This window comes from Rhodoplanes sp. P11, assembly GCF_964266735.1.
In the GTDB taxonomy this organism is placed as follows: domain Bacteria; phylum Pseudomonadota; class Alphaproteobacteria; order Rhizobiales; family Xanthobacteraceae; genus Rhodoplanes; species Rhodoplanes serenus.
Genome location: NZ_CAXWGY010000001.1, coordinates 1,071,588 through 1,088,197 on the forward strand (window position 1 = coordinate 1,071,588; position 16,610 = coordinate 1,088,197).

Consider the following 16,610-nt stretch of genomic DNA (forward strand, 5'->3'; position numbering starts at 1 on the left):
GCGATCAGACTTGGAGCATTATCCGCTCGCTCACCCGTGGGGCGCCTCCCGGCGCCCCGCGGAACTCCGTCGCACCCCGTCGGTTACCGAACGGATTCGCGGAGGAGCGCCATGGTCGCCAGGACAACCAACAAGACGGCAGCGAAGAAGCGGACGTCGGCCGGCAGGTCGGCACCGCGGAAGACGACCACCCGCCGGTCGGCCAAGCCGTCGAAGCCCCAGAAGGACACGATCGCCCGCGTCATGCACGAGTTCAAGCATGGCGAGCTGACCACGCAGGGCGGCCGCAAAGTGAGGAACCCCAGGCAGGCGATCGCCATCGGACTCTCCGAGGCCGGCGCGTCGAACCGCCGGAGCCCGGCCGAGAACCGGCGCAAGCTGACGCGCACCAAGCGCAAGGAGCGCCGCGGCGAGACCGGGCGGGCGGCGGCCGAAGGCCGGCGCAACGATCCGACCACCGGCAGCCGCCGCGACACCCGTGCGGCCCTCTATGCCGAGGCGAAGCGGCGCGACATTCCGGGCCGCTCGCGCATGACTCGCGACCAGCTCGCGCGGGCGCTGCGCCGCCGCTGAGGCGCGCTCGCGACGGCGCCGCAGTCCGCGGCGCCGCGGATCGTCTCGAACCGTCTCTCTTGCTCGGGGGCCGACCTTGGCCACATCCTCTCCGTCGTCCGCGGTGGTCTCTCCGGAGGCATCCTCCTGGGCGCCCTCGGCCCCTGCCGCGCCGGTGCGGGCCATGCCGATCGGGGCCGAGCCGCAGCCCGCCGGCGGTGTCCATTTTCGCGTCTGGGCGCCGCTGCCGGAGTCGGTCGTGCTGATGGTCGATGGGGTCGAGCACGAGCTGGCGGTCGAGGACGGCGGCTATCGCTCGGCCTTCGTGCCGGAGGCGCGCCCCGGCTCGCGTTACGGCTTCCGTCTCGGCGGCGGGCCGACGCCGCTGCCCGATCCCGCTTCGCGCCATCAGCCCGACGGTCCGCACGGGCTGAGCGCCGTGGTCGATCCGGCCGCGTATCGCTGGAGCGACGACGCTTGGCCGGGCGTGCGGGGCGAGGACGGCCACGTCGTCTACGAGATGCATGTCGGCACCTTCACGCCCGAAGGCACCTACGCGGCGGCGGCCGCCAAGCTGCCGCTGTTGAAGGACGTCGGCATCACGGTCGTCGAGCTGATGCCGGTGGCCGAGTTCTGCGGCCGCTTCGGCTGGGGCTATGACGGCGTCGACCTGTTCGCGCCGACCCGGCTGTACGGCACCCCCGACGACCTGCGCGCCTTCGTCGACACCGCCCACCGTCTCGGCCTCGGCGTCATCCTCGATGTCGTCTACAATCACTTCGGCCCGGACGGGAACTACCTCCCGTGCTTCTCTGACACCTATCTGACCGATCGCTATCCCAACGAATGGGGCGACGCGATCAACTTCGACGGGCCCGGCTCGGCGCCGGTGCGCGAGTTCGTCCGTGAGAACGCCGCCTATTGGGTGCGCGAGTTCCACCTGGACGGCCTGCGGCTCGACGCGACGCAACAGATCTTCGACGCCTCGCCGACCCATATCGTGGCCGAGCTGACCGCCGCGGCGCGTGTCGCCGCAGGGCGGCGCCATGTCTTCGTCGTCGCCGAGAACGAGCCCCAGGAGGCCCGGCTGGTGCGGCCCGTGGAGGAGGGCGGCTACGGCCTCGACGGCGTCTGGCACGAGGACCTGCACCACACTGCCCATGTGGCGCTCACCGGCCGGGCCGAAGCCTATTATTCCGACTATACGGGGTCGGCGCGCGAGCTGCTCGCCTGCGTCAAGCACGGCTTCCTGTATCAGGGCCAGCGCTCCGCCTGGCAGAAGAAGCCGCGTGGCATGCCGGCGCTCGACCTCGCGCCGCACCGGCGCATCACTTTCCTGGAGAATCACGACCAGGTCGCCAACTCGGCCTTCGGCCTGCGGCTGGTGGATCTCGGCGACCGCGCCCGGCTGCGCGTCCTGACGGCGCTGCTGCTGCTCGGGCCCGGCACGCCGATGCTGTTCCAGGGCCAGGAGTTCGCCGCGACGACGCCGTTCCTCTACTTCGCCGACCACAAGCCCGATCTGGCGACGGCGGTGGAGACGGGGCGGCGGGAGTTTATCTCGCAGTTCCCGAGCGTCGCGGCGGTTGAGACCGACCGGCCCGGGCTCGAGGCGACGTTCCGCAAATGCGCGCTCGACTGGTCGGAGCGCGACCGGCACGCCTGGGCGGTGGCGCTCCACCGCGACCTGCTGACGCTGCGGCGCACCGATCCGGTGCTCGCCGGCCCGCACCGGCTCGATGGCGCGGTGCTGTCCGACGAGGCGTTTCTGGTGCGCTTCTTCGGGGCCGGCGACGAGCGGCTGCTGATCGTCAACACCGGCCGCGAGGTCGCGTGGCGGATCTGGCCGGAGCCGCTGCTGGCGCCGCCGGCGGATCGCACCTGGCGTCTCGTCTGGTCGAGCGAGGACCCGGCCTATGGCGGCGAGGGCGCGGTGTCGCCGCTCGCTGCCGACGGGAGCTGGCGCTTTCCGGGGCGAACCGCGGCGCTGCTGGCGGCCGTGCCTGACAGCGCCGCATAGGTCGTCCGATCGAGCCGAGCCGGGCGTGGCATCGGGTCGGCCGTGCTCACCGGACGACCCGTTCGGCAGTCAGGCCGCTCGGACGGTAGCGAGGAACTTGCTCAGTTCGAGCTTGAGGCGGCCGCTCTCGGTCGACAATGCGCGAGCCGAGGAGAGCACCTGAGTCGAGGCCGAGCCGGTCTGCGCGGCCCCGCGGTCGACCTCGCCGATATTGGTGGCGACCTCCGTCGTGCCGCGGGCGGCCTGCTGGACATTGCGCGAAATCTCGCTCGTCGCGGCGCCTTGCTGCTCGACCGCGGCCGCGATGGCCGACGCGATCTCGGCGATGCGCCCGATGGTGTTGCCGATCTCCTTGATGGCGCCGACGGAATCCTGAGTCGCCTGCTGCATGCCGGCGATCTGGGCGCCGATCTCGCCGGTCGCCTTGCCGGTCTGGGCGGCCAGTGCCTTGACCTCCTGGGCCACCACGGCGAAGCCCTTGCCCGCTTCGCCGGCGCGTGCGGCCTCGATGGTGGCATTGAGGGCGAGCAGATTGGTCTGCTCGGCGATCGCCGTGATCAGCTTGACGACGTCGCCGATCCGCTGCGCGGCCTGCGACAGCTCGCCGATGCGCGCATCCGTCTTCTCGGCCTGATGAACGGCGTCTGCCGCAATGCGGCTCGACTCCTGCACCTGGCGGCTGATCTCCTGCACCGAGGCGGTCATCTCGTTGGTGGCGGAGGCGACCGACTGCACATTGCTGGACGCCTGCCCGGATGCGGCAGCGACCCGGGTGGACAACTGCTGGGTCGTCTCGGCGGTCCGGAACAGCGTGGTCGCCGCGCCCTCGAGATCCTTCGATGCCGACGACACGGTCTCGACGATGTCGCCGACCGCCGACTCGAAGCCGTCGGCGAGCCGGTGCATCTCGCGCTTGCGCTCGGCCACGGCCTGCTGCTCGGCCGCCTGCTGGGCTTGTTGCAGCCGCTTCTTCTCGATGCCGTTCTGCTTGAACACCAGGGCGGCGCGAGCGATGTCGCCCACTTCGTCGCGCCGGTCCTGACCCGAAATCTCGACCGTGAAGTCGTCCTTGGCGAGCGCCTGCAAGTTCGCCACCGACGTGCCGATCGGACGCGCGATACCGAACTGGCCGATGACGAAGCCGAATGCGAGCGCGCTCAGGATGCCGACCGCCGAGGCCGCCACGATGGTGGTCCGGCCGTTCGATGCGGTGGTCTCGGCGACCTCCGACAGCACCTGCATCCTATTCTCGAGAGCGGCGTAGTAGTCCCTGGCGCGCGCCCGCGCCTTCTCCTGAACCTGGCGGCTCACCAGCAACTCGTGGATCAGCTTCTCCGCGTCGGCCGGAGTGAGCGCTCCGGACAGGGACTCGGCCATTTTGACGGTAATCTCCAGCTCCTTGCGATAGTCGGCATACAACGCCGCCGCTTCGGCGATGAAGCGACGGTCGTCGTCGGACGAGGCGAGCCCTTTGAGCTTGGCGAAGCGAAGGTCGAACATGGCCCATTCGTCGGAGATCGTCTGACGGGCGTCGCGGATCACGTCCGGCCGAGGCCGAATGGCAATGTTGTGCTCTTCCCGGTTCAGGGCCAGGACGTTGACGTTGAGAAGCGAGGACATTATTCCCTTGGCCCCGGCGGCCGCCACCTCACGGCTCACCTCGTTCAGGGCCGTGATCGCGTTGACCGCGACCACGCTGACGGCGGCGGCGGCGAAGCCGAGCAATCCGATGACGGTGAGAATCTTCGGCAGAATGCCGATACGGCTGAGCAGCGACATGTCGATCTCCGATGCATGTGTCGACGGCGCACGCGCCGGCGCGGCGCGCACGGGATGCTCCTCGCGGGGGCGAGGCACGACATTCACGAATCGCGTGATTCCTCCGGCCCGACGCCGGCATGCAATCGCGGCCGTCGTCCTGGCGCCGTCGTGCGGGGATCGCGGTGCGAGGACATGAGCCTCTCGATCCCTCCTCATACTCTTGGGTTAGTTAATTTATAGTATAAACGATCTATTTAAAAGACGATAACCATATGAAATAGGCTATGAATTGGATTATTAGTCCAATCCAGATAAGGTCGCCATGGTTAGTCTGGTGCGATCCGGCCGATCGCTTCGGTGATCACGCCGCGTCGGCGCGACCGCCTCGTCCTACGTCGGTTCGCGGGGCGACGAAGAACGTCTGCTCGAAGGTCGCGGCGCGCATCGGCGCGCCGAACAGATAGCCCTGGCCTTCGTCACAGCCCATGCTGCGCAGCAGCCCGACGGTGTCGGTGTGCTCGATGCCCTCGGCGATCACCGACAGGCCGAGCTGCTTGCCGAGCCCGATGGTGGAGCGGACGATCGCCGCGTCGTCGGTCCCGATGGTCAATTCGTGCACGAACGACTTGTCGATCTTCAGCCGGTCGGGGGCGAACTTCTTGAGATAGCTGAGGCTCCCGTAGCCGGTCCCGAAGTCGTCGAAGGCGATCTGGACGCCGAGCTGGCGAATCTGTCCGAAGGTGCGCGCCGCCGCCTCGTCGTCGGCGATCAGGATGTCCTCGGTCACCTCCAGCTCGAGCCGCGACGGCGACAGCCCGGTGGTGGCGAGAACGTCGGCCACGGTGGCGGCAAGATCGCCGAACAGCAGCTGCGACGGCGAGAGATTGACGCCGATGCGGATGGGATGGCCGGCATCGCTCCACGCCGCTGCCTGCCGGCAGGCACGGCGCAGCACCCACAGAGAAATGGCGTCCGACACCGACGAGGCGTTGGCGACAGGCATGAAGGCGCCCGGCGTCAGCAGGCCGCGCCGCGGATGCCACCAGCGGATCAGCGCCTCGGCGCCGGCGAGGGCGCCGGTCGCGAGGTCGATCTGCGGCTGATAGAACAGCTCGAACTCGTCGTGCAGCAGAGCCCGCGCGAGACCCTGCTCGAGCTCCAGGCGTTGGTCGAACTCGGCGCGGAAGCTCGGCTCGAAGCGGACGCTGCATCCGCGCCCCGCCGTCTTGGCGCGATAGAGCGCGAGGTCCGCATTGGCGAGCAGCTCCTCCGGCGAAGCCGCGTCGGCCGGCGCGCAGGCGCCGCCGACGCTGACATTGATGCGCATCTCGCGTTCGCAGACCAGGAGCGGCGTCGCCGCGAAGGACGACGCGATGTGCTCCATCAGGGCCGTGGCGCGGGCCGCGACGGTGTCGCCGATCAGCACCACCGCGAACTCGTCGCCGCTCACCCGGGCGACGAAGTCCGGCGTCGCGACGAAGGAGGCGAGCCGGTCGGCCACCGCGCACAGCAGCGCATCGCCATGACGATGGCCGAGCGTGTCGTTCACCTGCTTGAACTTGTCGAGGTCGATGATCAGCAGCGCGACCTGACGACCGGAGGCGAGCGCCGCCGCCGTCGCGTCGGCGAGCCGCGCATGCAGGACCTGCCGATTGACCAGGCCGGTCAGTGTGTCGTGCTCGGCCAGATAGCGGATGCGCTCCGCCTCGCGACGCTGGACCGAGACGTCGCGCAGCACCAGCCCGAACTGCCAGCCGTCGGTGCCCTGCCAGGCCGACAGCACGCCCTCGATCGGAAACGTCTCCCCATCGCGCCGCCGTCCGACCAGCTCGATCGGCTCGCGCGCGGCACGGTGCACGGCCTCCGGCGACAGCTCGCCGAGCGCGAACGGCTCGATCGCGGTGGCGGTGCGGCGCTCCGGGCAGACGGCGGCGAACGGCTGGCCCACGAGGTCGTCCGGCGCGCACCCGAAGAGCGTCGCCGCCGACGGATTGCACAACGTGATTACGCCCGCCTGATCGGTGCAGATCAGCCCGTCACCGAGCGACATGGTGACCTTCTGGAAGCGCAGATCGGCGATCCGCCCGAGCAGGCCGCGCAGATCGAGCTCCGACATCACGAGGGCGGCGAGCAGACCGGCGAGGGCGATCTGGACGAGCGCGGTGTCGACGATGATCGGCCACGTCGCCTGGACCAGCAGAGCGCCGGCCTCGATCGCCAGCGCCAGGCCGATCACGACGCCGCCGAGCGCCGGGGCGGACACGCGGCCCCACAGCAGCGACACGAGCCCCGCCAGCCCGAGCAGCCCGAGCGTGGCGACGACGGGGCCGCTCATCGTCAGGGCGCGGCCCTGAAGGATCGACTCGCCGGCGATTGCTTGCAGCAGCACCCCCGGGATGACTCGGCCGTTCGGCACGGTGAAGCGGTCGCCGAGCTCGATGGCGGTGCCGCCGATGATGACCTTCTTGCCGGCGAGCTGCGCTGCCGCGGTCTCCGCGTTGGCCAGCACGTCGATGTAGCTGATCACCGGCACGGTGGTCGCCGCGATGCCGAAATCGATCCAGAACGCATCGTCGCGCCCAGCCGTCGGACCGCCCAGATAGGCGCCGACGGTGGGCACGGTGAGACCGTCCATGTGATCCTGATACAGATAGCGCCGGACCCGTCCGTCGGCCTCCACCGGCACCGTCACCACGGCGGGCCAGGCGATATCGCGGAACTGCCGCAGCGGCATCGTCACCCGGTCGGGGCCCTGATAGCCGTGGCTGGCGGTGGGCTGCTTGAAGGTCGGCAGCACCACCGAGCCTTCGGCCTGGCGCAGGGCAGCCGCGAACGCCGCGTCCTCGGCCGGCGCAGAGCGCGAGCTGAAGTCGATGTCGAAGACGATGTCGGTGGCGCCGAACTGCTCCAGCCGGCCGATCAACGCGGCGTGCAGCCGGCGCGACCACGGCCACACGCCGATCGCTTCGATGGAGCGGGCGTCCATCGCCACCACCGCGATGGAGCCGGTCGCCGGCCGCGACAGCACGGCGAAGCGGAGGTCGGTGAGGGCATCGCGCAGGATGTCGCGGGCGCCGGTCAGCAGCCCGACGGTGACCAGGGCCGCGACCAGGAGGATCACGCGAGAGCGATGCACGTGCCCCTCCCTCGGTTCGCACGGCTTGCCACCGGCGCGGGCCGCAGGGGGATCACTTGCGCCGGCGCCGCCGTCGCCGCTCGATCGCCACCCCGAAGGCGACCAGCGTGCCGACCGACGAGGAGACCGCGATCGTCATGGTGGCGTCCTCGTGGTAGCGCAGGCTGTCGGCCGCGGTGACGACGTCGCCGAGATGCTCGAAGGCGCTGCGCAGCGGGTTGTACCAGCCATGCGCGCGGTCGTCGGTCGGCAGCAGCTCGGTGCCGTCTCCTCGGGTCGGCCAGGAGAGGGCGAGGCGCATGTCGGTCGTCGCGGCGGTCGCCGGCGCGGCGCCGACGGCGCCGTCGCGGTGCTCGCTCGCATCGGGCGCATCGGAGGCGTCGGGGGCCGGGCGGGCCGGCGGTGCGGCGGCCTGGCGGGCGCTGCGGTCCGTGGGCGGCGCCACCAAGGACGGGCGGGGTTGACCGGGCAGGATCGGGCTCAACCGGCCGGAGCCGCGCAGCGAGAGGTCGACGGGTCCGGCGGACGACACGCTGGCGCTCTGCTCGGCCAGCACCACGGCGTGGCGGCCGGTGGCGAGCGCCGTCACCTCGACGGCGCCGTTCACCACCTCGACATCCGAGCTTCCGGAGCCGACCGTGACGCGAAACTGGGTGCCCTTCACGACGGCGGCCAGATACGGCGTCTCGACCGAGAAGTGCTGCACCGGCTGCTTGTCGACGTCGAGCAGGAGCGTGCCGGCGCGCTGCAAGATGGTGGTCGAGCCATCCTCGGCGGTCGCGTCCGGAAGCGCCATCACCGAGCCCGGCGACACCAGGATCGACTCGCGGCCGCGGACCAGGAGGACACGGCCGTTGCGGCCGGTCGCCACCACGGTGCCGGGGCCGAGCACCGCGTCGACCGCGAGTGCGACGGTCGTCGTGGACGCAGTGCCGACACGGACGTCGCCGGACATCTTGGCGACGCGCCATTGCGGCTCGGCGGCCGCCGCGCCGGACACGACGGCGAGGCTCGTCACGAGGGTCGCCATCATGGTCGTGGCGAGAGAGATGAGCACGCGGAACGGGAACGATCGTCGCTCGAACATGGCCGAGGTCCCACGGTGAGCAATGGTGCCGCTGCGGCAGCGCCGGTAGTAACTCGATACTAAAAAGGTGTCTCAACTTGCTTATCGGTGATCGACGTATTTCGATGGGGGCCGAAAACGCATTGTTAACCGCGAGGCTCGCCCGCCGAGCCGCGATCGAGCACAGGGCGCCGATCGCTGCGGATACGTGGGAGTCACGCACCGGATTGCGCGAAAGTCTGATCTTTCGCGCGCATGAGGTGTGGCGAGCCGCGCGGCTCCAGTCACCACCCGTCAACCCTGTTCCGAAAGACAGTTGCAGCGCTGCGCCGCTGCGACGACGCGCCGTCAGGGGCGGAAGAGATCGAGCGGGCGGTGATCGACCGTGGGCGATCGATCGGGCGAGAGGGGGGATCGATGGTAGCGGAGGAGGGACTCGAACCCCCGACACGCGGATTATGATTCCGCTGCTCTAACCAGCTGAGCTACTCCGCCCCGTCCGGACGTGCGACCTGTAAGAAGCGCGATCCGGTGCAAGACCCCGCCGTGCAACACGCGCTCGGCCGGCGCGAGGCCGTGCGGCGCGTCCGCCGATCGGACCGCGAGGTCCGACCCGCCGGGGACGGCTCCATAGCACACCGCCCGGGCGGCGCGCCAGACCCTACGAGACGCCTTTTTGGCGGTCGCCGGGCCACGTCGCGCCCGCGGTCGACCCCAGCGTGCCGGCGAGACGAATCGACGAAGGAGGACGAGGCCACCTGAAGGCGCTCGCCCGCGTCGCCCGCATGCTGCGCGAGCCGGAGATCACCCGGCGCCACTCCTGCGAGTAAACGATCGGTTAATGTCGATCGCTGGTCGATGTTCGGCAGTGCAGCGAGTATCGGGGCTGACACCATCAGTACTTCTTCGAAGCCTATCGGTTTCTCTCACCGCTCCGTCACCATCTCGTCACCTCGCGAGACCTGTCGACCTGCTTCCGGCGGCGCGCTGTCGATCCTGCATGCCTCATTCAGCCGGCATTCATGTGGCGGGCGCCATGGTCCGCGCCGAACGAAGCTCGCAGCTCCATCGGTCTCACGGGGGGACCCGGCAGGCTCGCCATCATCGCCGATCGGTCGCACCGTCGCTCGCGCGGCGGACAGGCTTGCTCGGACCGACGATACGCGATCGTGCCGCGCCACTGCTGTCCGCGCGACATCACAGCCAGAGCACCATCATGGCCCATCGAATCGAGTTCGGCAGCGCCCTCGGCGGAGCGACCCACGGGGTCGACGGCACCGCGGCGCTTCAGGCGCTGGTCCAGCGCCGCGCAGACGATCGGCCGGGCCATGCCGAGGTGCTGTTCTGCCGCTCCGCCGACAAGGCGCCGCGCTGGCGGCCGGGCGAGCGGCTGCACCACCTGATCGAGGAGGCCGCCGACCGCTTCGGCGGCCACGCCGCCGTGGTGATGGGCGACGTGGTGCTCACCTATGCGGGCCTCGACCACCGCGCCAACCAGGTGGCGCGCCATCTGATCGCCGAGGGCGTGCGCCCCGGCGACCGCGTCGGCCTGCTGTTCGACAAGTCGATCGAGACCTATGTGGCGCTGCTCGCCGTCCTCAAGGCAGGAGCCGCCTATGTGCCGGTCGACGCCGGCTTCCCGGCCGATCGCGTCGGCTACATCCTCGAGGATGCCGGCGTCCGCACCGTCCTCACCATGGAGGCGCTGGCGGCTCGGCTCGCGAGTCTCGACGTCCGACCGATCGCGCTCGACGCGGCCCGCCCTGCCATCGATGCGCGGCTCGACCATCGCGTCGGCACCGACGAGGTGACGCCGTCCGACGATCCGCTCTGCTACGTGCTCTACACGTCCGGCACCACCGGCAATCCCAAGGGCGTCGCGGTCGAGCATCCGAGCATCTGCAATTTCGTGCGGGTGGCGGCGGAGACCTACGGCTACCGGCCGGGCGACCGCGTCTACCAGGGCATGACCATCGCGTTCGACTTCTCCATCGAGGAGACCTGGGTGCCGCTCTCGGCCGGCGCCACGCTGATTCCCGGGCGCGCCGGCGGCGGGCTGGTGGGCGAGGAGCTGGCCGACTTCCTGCACGATCGGCGGGTCACGGCCATGTGCTGCTGCCCGACGCTGCTGGCCACCATCGAGAAGGACCTGCCGCATCTGCGCCTGCTGATGGTGGGTGGCGAGGCGTGCCCGCAGAACCTGGTGACGCGCTGGAGCCGGGCGGGCCGCACCATCCTCAACACCTATGGGCCGACCGAGGCCACCGTGACCTGCACGGTGACGGAGCTGGTCGCCGAGAAGCCGGTCACCATCGGCGTGCCGATGCCGACCTACGCGATCGTCATTCTCGATCCGGCGGAGCCGCGCGCCCTGCCGCGCGGCGAGCTGGGCGAGCTCGGCATCGCCGGCATCGGGGTCGCGCGCGGCTATCTCAACCGCGAGGATCTCACCGCCCAGAAGTTCATTCCGGACTTTTTGGCGATCCCCAACAACGCCTCGGGACGCATCTACCGCACCGGCGACCTCGCCCGCATCAACGAGGACGGCGAGATCGAGTATCTCGGCCGCATCGATACGCAGGTGAAGATCCGCGGCTACCGCATCGAGCTGGTCGAGATCGAATCGGTGCTGATGGAGCTGCCGCAGATCGCCCAGGCGGCGGTGTCGACCTACGAGCCCGAGCCCGGGCTGGTCGAGCTGGTCGGCTACTACACGCTGAAGCCCGGCGCCGGCGAGCTGCCGCGCCGCGACATCGTGCAGGCGCTGCGCCGTCGGCTGCCCGCCTACATGGTGCCGGCCTATCTGGAGGAGCTGGACGCGATCCCGATGTCGGCCTCCAACAAGGCCGACCGCAAGCGCCTGCCGAAGCCGCGCGGGCCGCGCTGCCAGGCCGGCGACAAGGTGGTGGCGGCGCGCACCGAGAACGAGCGCCTGCTGGTCGAGGCGATCGCCGAGATCCTCACCGTCGAGCGGGTGTCGACCGAGGACCACTTCTTCGACGATCTCGGCGCCAACTCGCTGCTGATGGCGCGCTTCTGCGCCCGCATCCGGCGCAACCGCGGCATGGAGAACGTCTCCATGCGCGACATCTACATGAACCCCACCATCGCGCGCCTCGCCAAGAGCCTCGGCGACGCGGCCCCCGAGGCGGAGCCGGCGACGGCGCCCGAGCCGTTCCATCAGCCCTCGCGGCTCTCCTACTACTCGTGCGGCGCCCTCCAGGTGCTGTTCTACGCGGCCTGGAGCCTGCTCGGCCTGTGGGTGTTCGACACCGGGCTGGAATGGGCCTATGCGGCGACCGGGCCGGTCGACCTCTATCTGCGCGCCGTCGGCGCCGCGGTGGCGAGCTTCGTCGGCCTCACGGCGGTGTCGGTGATCGGCAAGTGGCTCTTGGTCGGCCGCTTCCGGGCCGAGCGCATTCCGATCTGGAGCCTCCGCTACTTCCGCTTCTGGGCCGCCAAGACGCTGATCCGCAACGCGCCCGTGGCGCTGTTCGCCGGCCACCCGATCTACAACCTCTATCTGCGGCTGCTCGGCGCCAAGATCGGCCGCAACACCATGGTGAAGTGCCGCTTCGTGCCGGTGTGCACCGACCTGATCGCGATCGGCGACGACACCATCCTGCGCAAGGACTCGATCCTGCTCGGCTACCGGGCGCAGTCGAACTTCATCCACACCGGCCCGGTCACCATCGGCGACCGCGCCTTCGTGGGCGAGGCGAGCGTGCTCGACATCGACACCGCGATGGGGAACGACACTCAGCTCGGCCACGCCTCCTCGCTCCAGAGCGGCCAGCGCATCGCCGACGGCGAGCGCCGGCACGGCTCGCCCGCCGTGGCGACGACCACCGACTACGTCCGCGTCGACGCGGTGCCGTGCTCGACGCTGCGGCGGGGGCTCGCCGAGGCGGCGCAGCTCGCGCTCGTCCTCGCCGTGGCGGTGCCGCTGCCGATCGTCGCGCTCGCCTTGTGGGACCAGCACGGCGGCGCGGGCTCCGCGGCGGCCGCGGCCGGCCTGTGGGGCAGCATCGGTACGGTCCTCGTGGTCTCGGCGGTGTCGTTCTTCGGCTCGATCGTGGCCGGCCTTCTCGGCGTGTGGGCGGTGCCGCGCCTCACCCGGTTCCTTCTGACGGAAGGCCGCACCTACACGAATTTCGGCATCCATGCGTGGTTGCAGAGCATCACCGCCAAGCTCACCAACGTGCCGTTCTTCAACGTGCTGTTCGGCGACTCCTCGGCGATCGTGCACTACATGCGGTTCGCCGGCTGGAACCTGAACACGGTCGAGCAGACCGGCTCCAACATCGGAACCAACCAGAAGCACGACAACCCGCTGCTCTGCGACATCGGCTCCGGCACCATGGTGTCGGACGGCCTGTCGATGATCAATGTGGAGATGTCGGCCTCGGCGTTCCGCCTGCGCACCACCCGCATCGGCGACCGCAACTATCTCGGCAACAACATCTGCTATCCGCCCGGCGGCCGCACCGGCGCCAACGTGCTGCTCGGCACCAAGGTGATGATCCCGATCGACGGCCCGGTGCGCGAGAATGTCGGCCTGCTCGGCTCGCCGCCCTTCGAGATCCCCCGCATGGTCGAGCGCGACAAGTCGATGCTCGATGCGCTGCCGCCGGAGGAGCGTCGCCGCCGCCTCGTCGCCAAGAACCGCTACAATGCCGTCACGGCGGTGCTGTTCCTGGCCACCCGCTGGCTCCTGGTGTTCGCCTCCCTGATGGTCTGGCAGGCCGGCCTGCTGGCCTATCCGGAGTGGGGCGTGCTGGCGCTGTTCGCGGCGGGTGCGGTCAGCTCGGCCGGCGCGGTGCTGTGGTTCACCCTCCTGGAGCGCGCCTCGATCGGCTTCCGCGACCTCAAGCCCGAGATGGTCACCATCTACGATCCAACCTTCTGGGCGCACGAGCGGCACTGGAAGCTGTCCGACTGGCCGCATGTGCAGCTGTTCGGCGGCACGCCGATCAAGAGCCTGATCCTGCGCCTGATGGGCGTGAAGGTCGGCCGCATGGTGTACGACGCCGGTTGCTCGATCACCGATCGCTCGCTCACCCAGGTCGGCGACTGCGCCAACCTCAACGAGGGCAGCGTGCTCCAGGCCCATTCGCTGGAGGAGGGCGTGTTCAAGTCCGACCACATCCGCATGGGGCGTGGCTGCACGCTCGGCCCGGCCGCCTTCGTGCACTACGGCGTGACCCTTGGTGATCATGTGGTGCTCGATGCCGATGCCTTCCTGATGAAGGGCGAGGTGGTCGAGGCGAACACCGCGTGGCGCGGCAATCCGGCCAAGCTGTGCCGCCGCCATGGCGAGCCGGCTCTTGCGCAGCCCGCGCCGGCGGCGCCGGTCGCGCCGCACTATCGCATCGCGGCGGAGTGAGGGCGTGCCGCGCGATGCCTTGAGATCGTTACGAGAGGCGGCCGGGCGCGTCCCGGCCGCTGGCGTTTCGACGGATGCAGGCGGCGAGGGCGTCCATGGATCGTCCGGGAGGCGATGCCGATGACCCGCGACCTCGTCGTGCCGGCCGCATCCGCGGGTGACGACGTCTCCCCCGTCGAGGTCCGGCTCGCCGACGTAACGGCCGACAACTGGCGCGACGTCGTCGCTCTCGAGGTGGAGCCGGAGCAGCGCCATCTGCTTGCCAGCAATGTCTACTCGCTCGCCGAGGCGAGCTTCACGCCGGCGGCGCGGCCACGCGCCATCTATGCCGGCCCGCGGCTCGTCGGCTTCCTCATGTACGAGCCGGGCGACACCCCGGAGGAGCGCCACCGCGTGTCGATCTACCGCTTCATGATCGACCGCCGCGTCCAGGGCCGTGGCTACGGCCGCGCCGCGCTGCTGAAGGCGATCGACGAGATCCGGGCGATGCCGGGCATCACCACGGTGTCGATCTGCTACGCCGCCGACAACCCGGCGAGGGTGCTGTACGAGAGCCTCGGATTCGTGCCGGTCGACCGCGACGAGGACGGCGACGTGATCGCCGACCGCCCGCTCGAAGGGGCGCGCTGATGCAACCGCTCGGCTCCGATCCCGGCCCCTTTGCGGCGCCTGCCGACCCGGTCGCGGCGGGCGTGCGGGTCGATGCGGCGCTGGAGCGGGCGCTCGACCGGCTCGGCGACGAGCTGCCCGACCTCGGCATCGCGGTGGGGCACCGGCTGATCGCGGCCGGCGACGAGCAGGCGCTGGACGACGCCGAGGCGCGCTCGATCGCCTCCATGGTGGTGGCGGTGCGGCGGGCGAGCGGCACCGCCCGGCTGGTGGCGCGCGATCTCATGGCGCGATTCGGCCATCGCGGCTGTGCCGTGCCGAAGACGGCATCGGGCGCGCCGGCCTGGCCGGCCGGGCTGATCGGCTCGCTCGCCCACGACGAGCGGGTGGCGGTCGCCGCCGTGGCGCTGCGTCGGTCGGTCGCCGCGCTCGGCATCGACGTGGAGCCGGCTTCACCGCTGCCCGACGAGGTGCTGGAGCTGGTGGCGACCGAGCGGGAGCGACCCGTGGTGGCCGGCGAGCCGCTGCGGGCGCGCCTGCTGTTCGCCGCCAAGGAAGCGGTCTACAAGGCGGTCTATCCGCTCGATGGCCTGTTTCTCGATTTCCATGACATCACCGTCGACCTCGCCGGACGGACCGCCCTGGTCACCAATGGCCGCCGGCTCGACCTGCGGTTCGCATGCGCGACCCATGTGGTGGCGCTCGCCTACACGGCGGCGGCCGACGACGGCCCTGCGAGCCGCTCCGGAGCCGGCTGACCCGCCTTCGCACGCGCACCCGAGACGCTGCGCCGCCCCCGTCGCCTGCTGGGCTCAGCACGTCGGCGTGGCCGGCGCGCGCCGCCTCGCCCGAGCCGCCGGCCGATCGCCGACGCTCTGCCGGAGACCCCGATGATCATCGTGTACAGCCCCGACCACGCGCTCCAGGAGGGCCGCTCCGAGCTGCACGACGGCAAGATCGTCCCCTGCTTCGAGTCGCCCCGCCGCGCCGCTCTCGTGCTGGCCGGCATCGAGGCCGCCGGCCTCGGCCCGGTGGAGGCGCCGCAGCGGTTCGGGCTCGATCCGGTGCGGCGCGTGCACGCAGCCGACTACGTCGCGTTCCTCGAAACCGCGTGGGGCGCCTGGGTGGCCGAGCACGGCGACCACGACGCGCTGCCGTTCACCTGGCTGGCGCCCGACATGCGGCGCGTCCTCCCCGATCACATCGACGGCAAGCTCGGCTACTACGCCTTCGACGCCGGCACGCCGATCACCGCCGGCACCTTCCGGGCGGCCGGGGTGGCCGCCGACGTGGCGCTCACCGGCGCCCATCGGCTCGCCGACGGCGCGCCCTGCGCCTTCGCGCTCGGCCGTCCGCCCGGCCACCATGCGGGGCGCGCCCACTATGGCGGCTACTGCTTCTTCAACAACGCCGCAATCGCCGCCCAGGCGCTGCGCGACCGCGGTGCCGCCCGGGTCGCCGTGCTCGATGTCGACTACCATCACGGCAACGGCACCCAGGAGATCTTCTACGATCGCGGTGATGTGCTGTTCGTGTCGCTGCATGCCGATCCGAAGCAGGAGTATCCGTATTTCCTCGGCTTCGCCGACGAGACCGGCAGCGGGGCCGGCGAGGGCGCCACCGCCAACTATCCGCTGCCGTTCGGGACCGGCTGGGACACCTATGCGGAGGCGCTCGACCACGCGCTCGGCCGCATCGCCGCCTTCGGGGCGGAGGCCGTCGTCGTCTCGCTCGGCGTCGACGCCTACAAGGGCGATCCGATCTCGCGCTTCCGGCTCGATACGCCCGACTTCGCGGCGCTCGGCCGCCGCCTCGCCGGTCTGCGCCGGCCGACCCTGCTGGTGATGGAGGGCGGCTACGCGGTCGAGGCGATCGGTCTCAACGTGGTAGCGGTGCTGCGGGGGTTTCTGGACGCCGCGTGAGGCGGGGCCGCCCGCGCGGCTCGCGCCACACCCTTGCCGGCCCGCACCGCGTCGTTGCGCCGCGTGCGGCGCCGCGGCCGCCATGCCGAACCGATCGCATTGGTGGTATGGTGTGGTCGCCACCGAGGTGGCGGCCGCTTCGCTCTCTTTCGCGTGAA

Annotated in this window: 9 protein-coding genes and 1 tRNA gene; 6 read left to right on the top strand and 4 right to left on the bottom strand. The window is 70.6% G+C overall.

Annotated features, from left to right (window positions below; genetic code table 11):
- Positions 1 to 111 precede the first annotated feature (111 nt).
- Both ACFQUV_RS04765 and treZ read left to right on the top strand, forming a co-directional pair.
- Entirely contained in the window at positions 112 to 573 is a 462-nt protein-coding gene (locus ACFQUV_RS04765) for a DUF6496 domain-containing protein (RefSeq protein WP_244601751.1), read from the top strand.
- Positions 574 to 736: 163 nt separating this feature from the next.
- Complete coding sequence (treZ, locus tag ACFQUV_RS04770) at positions 737 to 2,572, top strand: malto-oligosyltrehalose trehalohydrolase (RefSeq protein ID WP_129611383.1); 1,836 nt, start codon at positions 737 to 739, stop codon at positions 2,570 to 2,572.
- A 69-nt stretch (positions 2,573 to 2,641) separates the two neighbouring features.
- Here the strand turns inward: treZ and ACFQUV_RS04775 are convergent, their stop codons facing one another.
- From ACFQUV_RS04775 to ACFQUV_RS04790, 4 genes are all read right to left on the bottom strand, one after another.
- A complete protein-coding gene (locus tag ACFQUV_RS04775; protein WP_129611384.1) occupies positions 2,642 to 4,351 on the bottom strand; it encodes a methyl-accepting chemotaxis protein in 1,710 nt (569 codons plus the stop codon).
- 343 nt (positions 4,352 to 4,694) lie between these two features.
- Positions 4,695 to 7,469, bottom strand: a complete 2,775-nt coding sequence (locus ACFQUV_RS04780; RefSeq protein ID WP_129611385.1) for an EAL domain-containing protein — start codon at positions 7,467 to 7,469, stop codon at positions 4,695 to 4,697.
- 52 nt (positions 7,470 to 7,521) lie between these two features.
- Positions 7,522 to 8,556: a FecR family protein gene (locus ACFQUV_RS04785; RefSeq protein ID WP_129611386.1), complete on the bottom strand. Its 1,035-nt coding sequence runs from the start codon at positions 8,554 to 8,556 to the stop codon at positions 7,522 to 7,524.
- A gap of 397 nt (positions 8,557 to 8,953) precedes the next feature.
- Positions 8,954 to 9,030 (bottom strand) — tRNA-Met (locus tag ACFQUV_RS04790).
- Positions 9,031 to 9,751: 721 nt separating this feature from the next.
- On the opposite strand from ACFQUV_RS04790, the gene ACFQUV_RS04795 reads away from it, so the two are divergent.
- The 4 genes from ACFQUV_RS04795 (at position 9,752) to ACFQUV_RS04810 (ending at position 16,452) form a co-directional block, all read left to right on the top strand.
- Positions 9,752 to 13,921 (top strand): Pls/PosA family non-ribosomal peptide synthetase, encoded by a 4,170-nt coding sequence (locus ACFQUV_RS04795; protein ID WP_129611387.1) that lies wholly within the window; start codon positions 9,752 to 9,754, stop codon positions 13,919 to 13,921.
- A 120-nt stretch (positions 13,922 to 14,041) separates the two neighbouring features.
- Entirely contained in the window at positions 14,042 to 14,551 is a 510-nt protein-coding gene (locus ACFQUV_RS04800) for a GNAT family N-acetyltransferase (protein ID WP_129611388.1), read from the top strand.
- Complete coding sequence (locus tag ACFQUV_RS04805) at positions 14,551 to 15,288, top strand: 4'-phosphopantetheinyl transferase (protein ID WP_129611389.1); 738 nt, start codon at positions 14,551 to 14,553, stop codon at positions 15,286 to 15,288. The genes ACFQUV_RS04800 and ACFQUV_RS04805 overlap by 1 nt, the downstream gene beginning before the upstream one ends.
- 132 nt (positions 15,289 to 15,420) lie before the next feature.
- Complete coding sequence (locus ACFQUV_RS04810) at positions 15,421 to 16,452, top strand: histone deacetylase family protein (protein ID WP_129611390.1); 1,032 nt, start codon at positions 15,421 to 15,423, stop codon at positions 16,450 to 16,452.
- Positions 16,453 to 16,610: the final 158 nt, after the last annotated feature.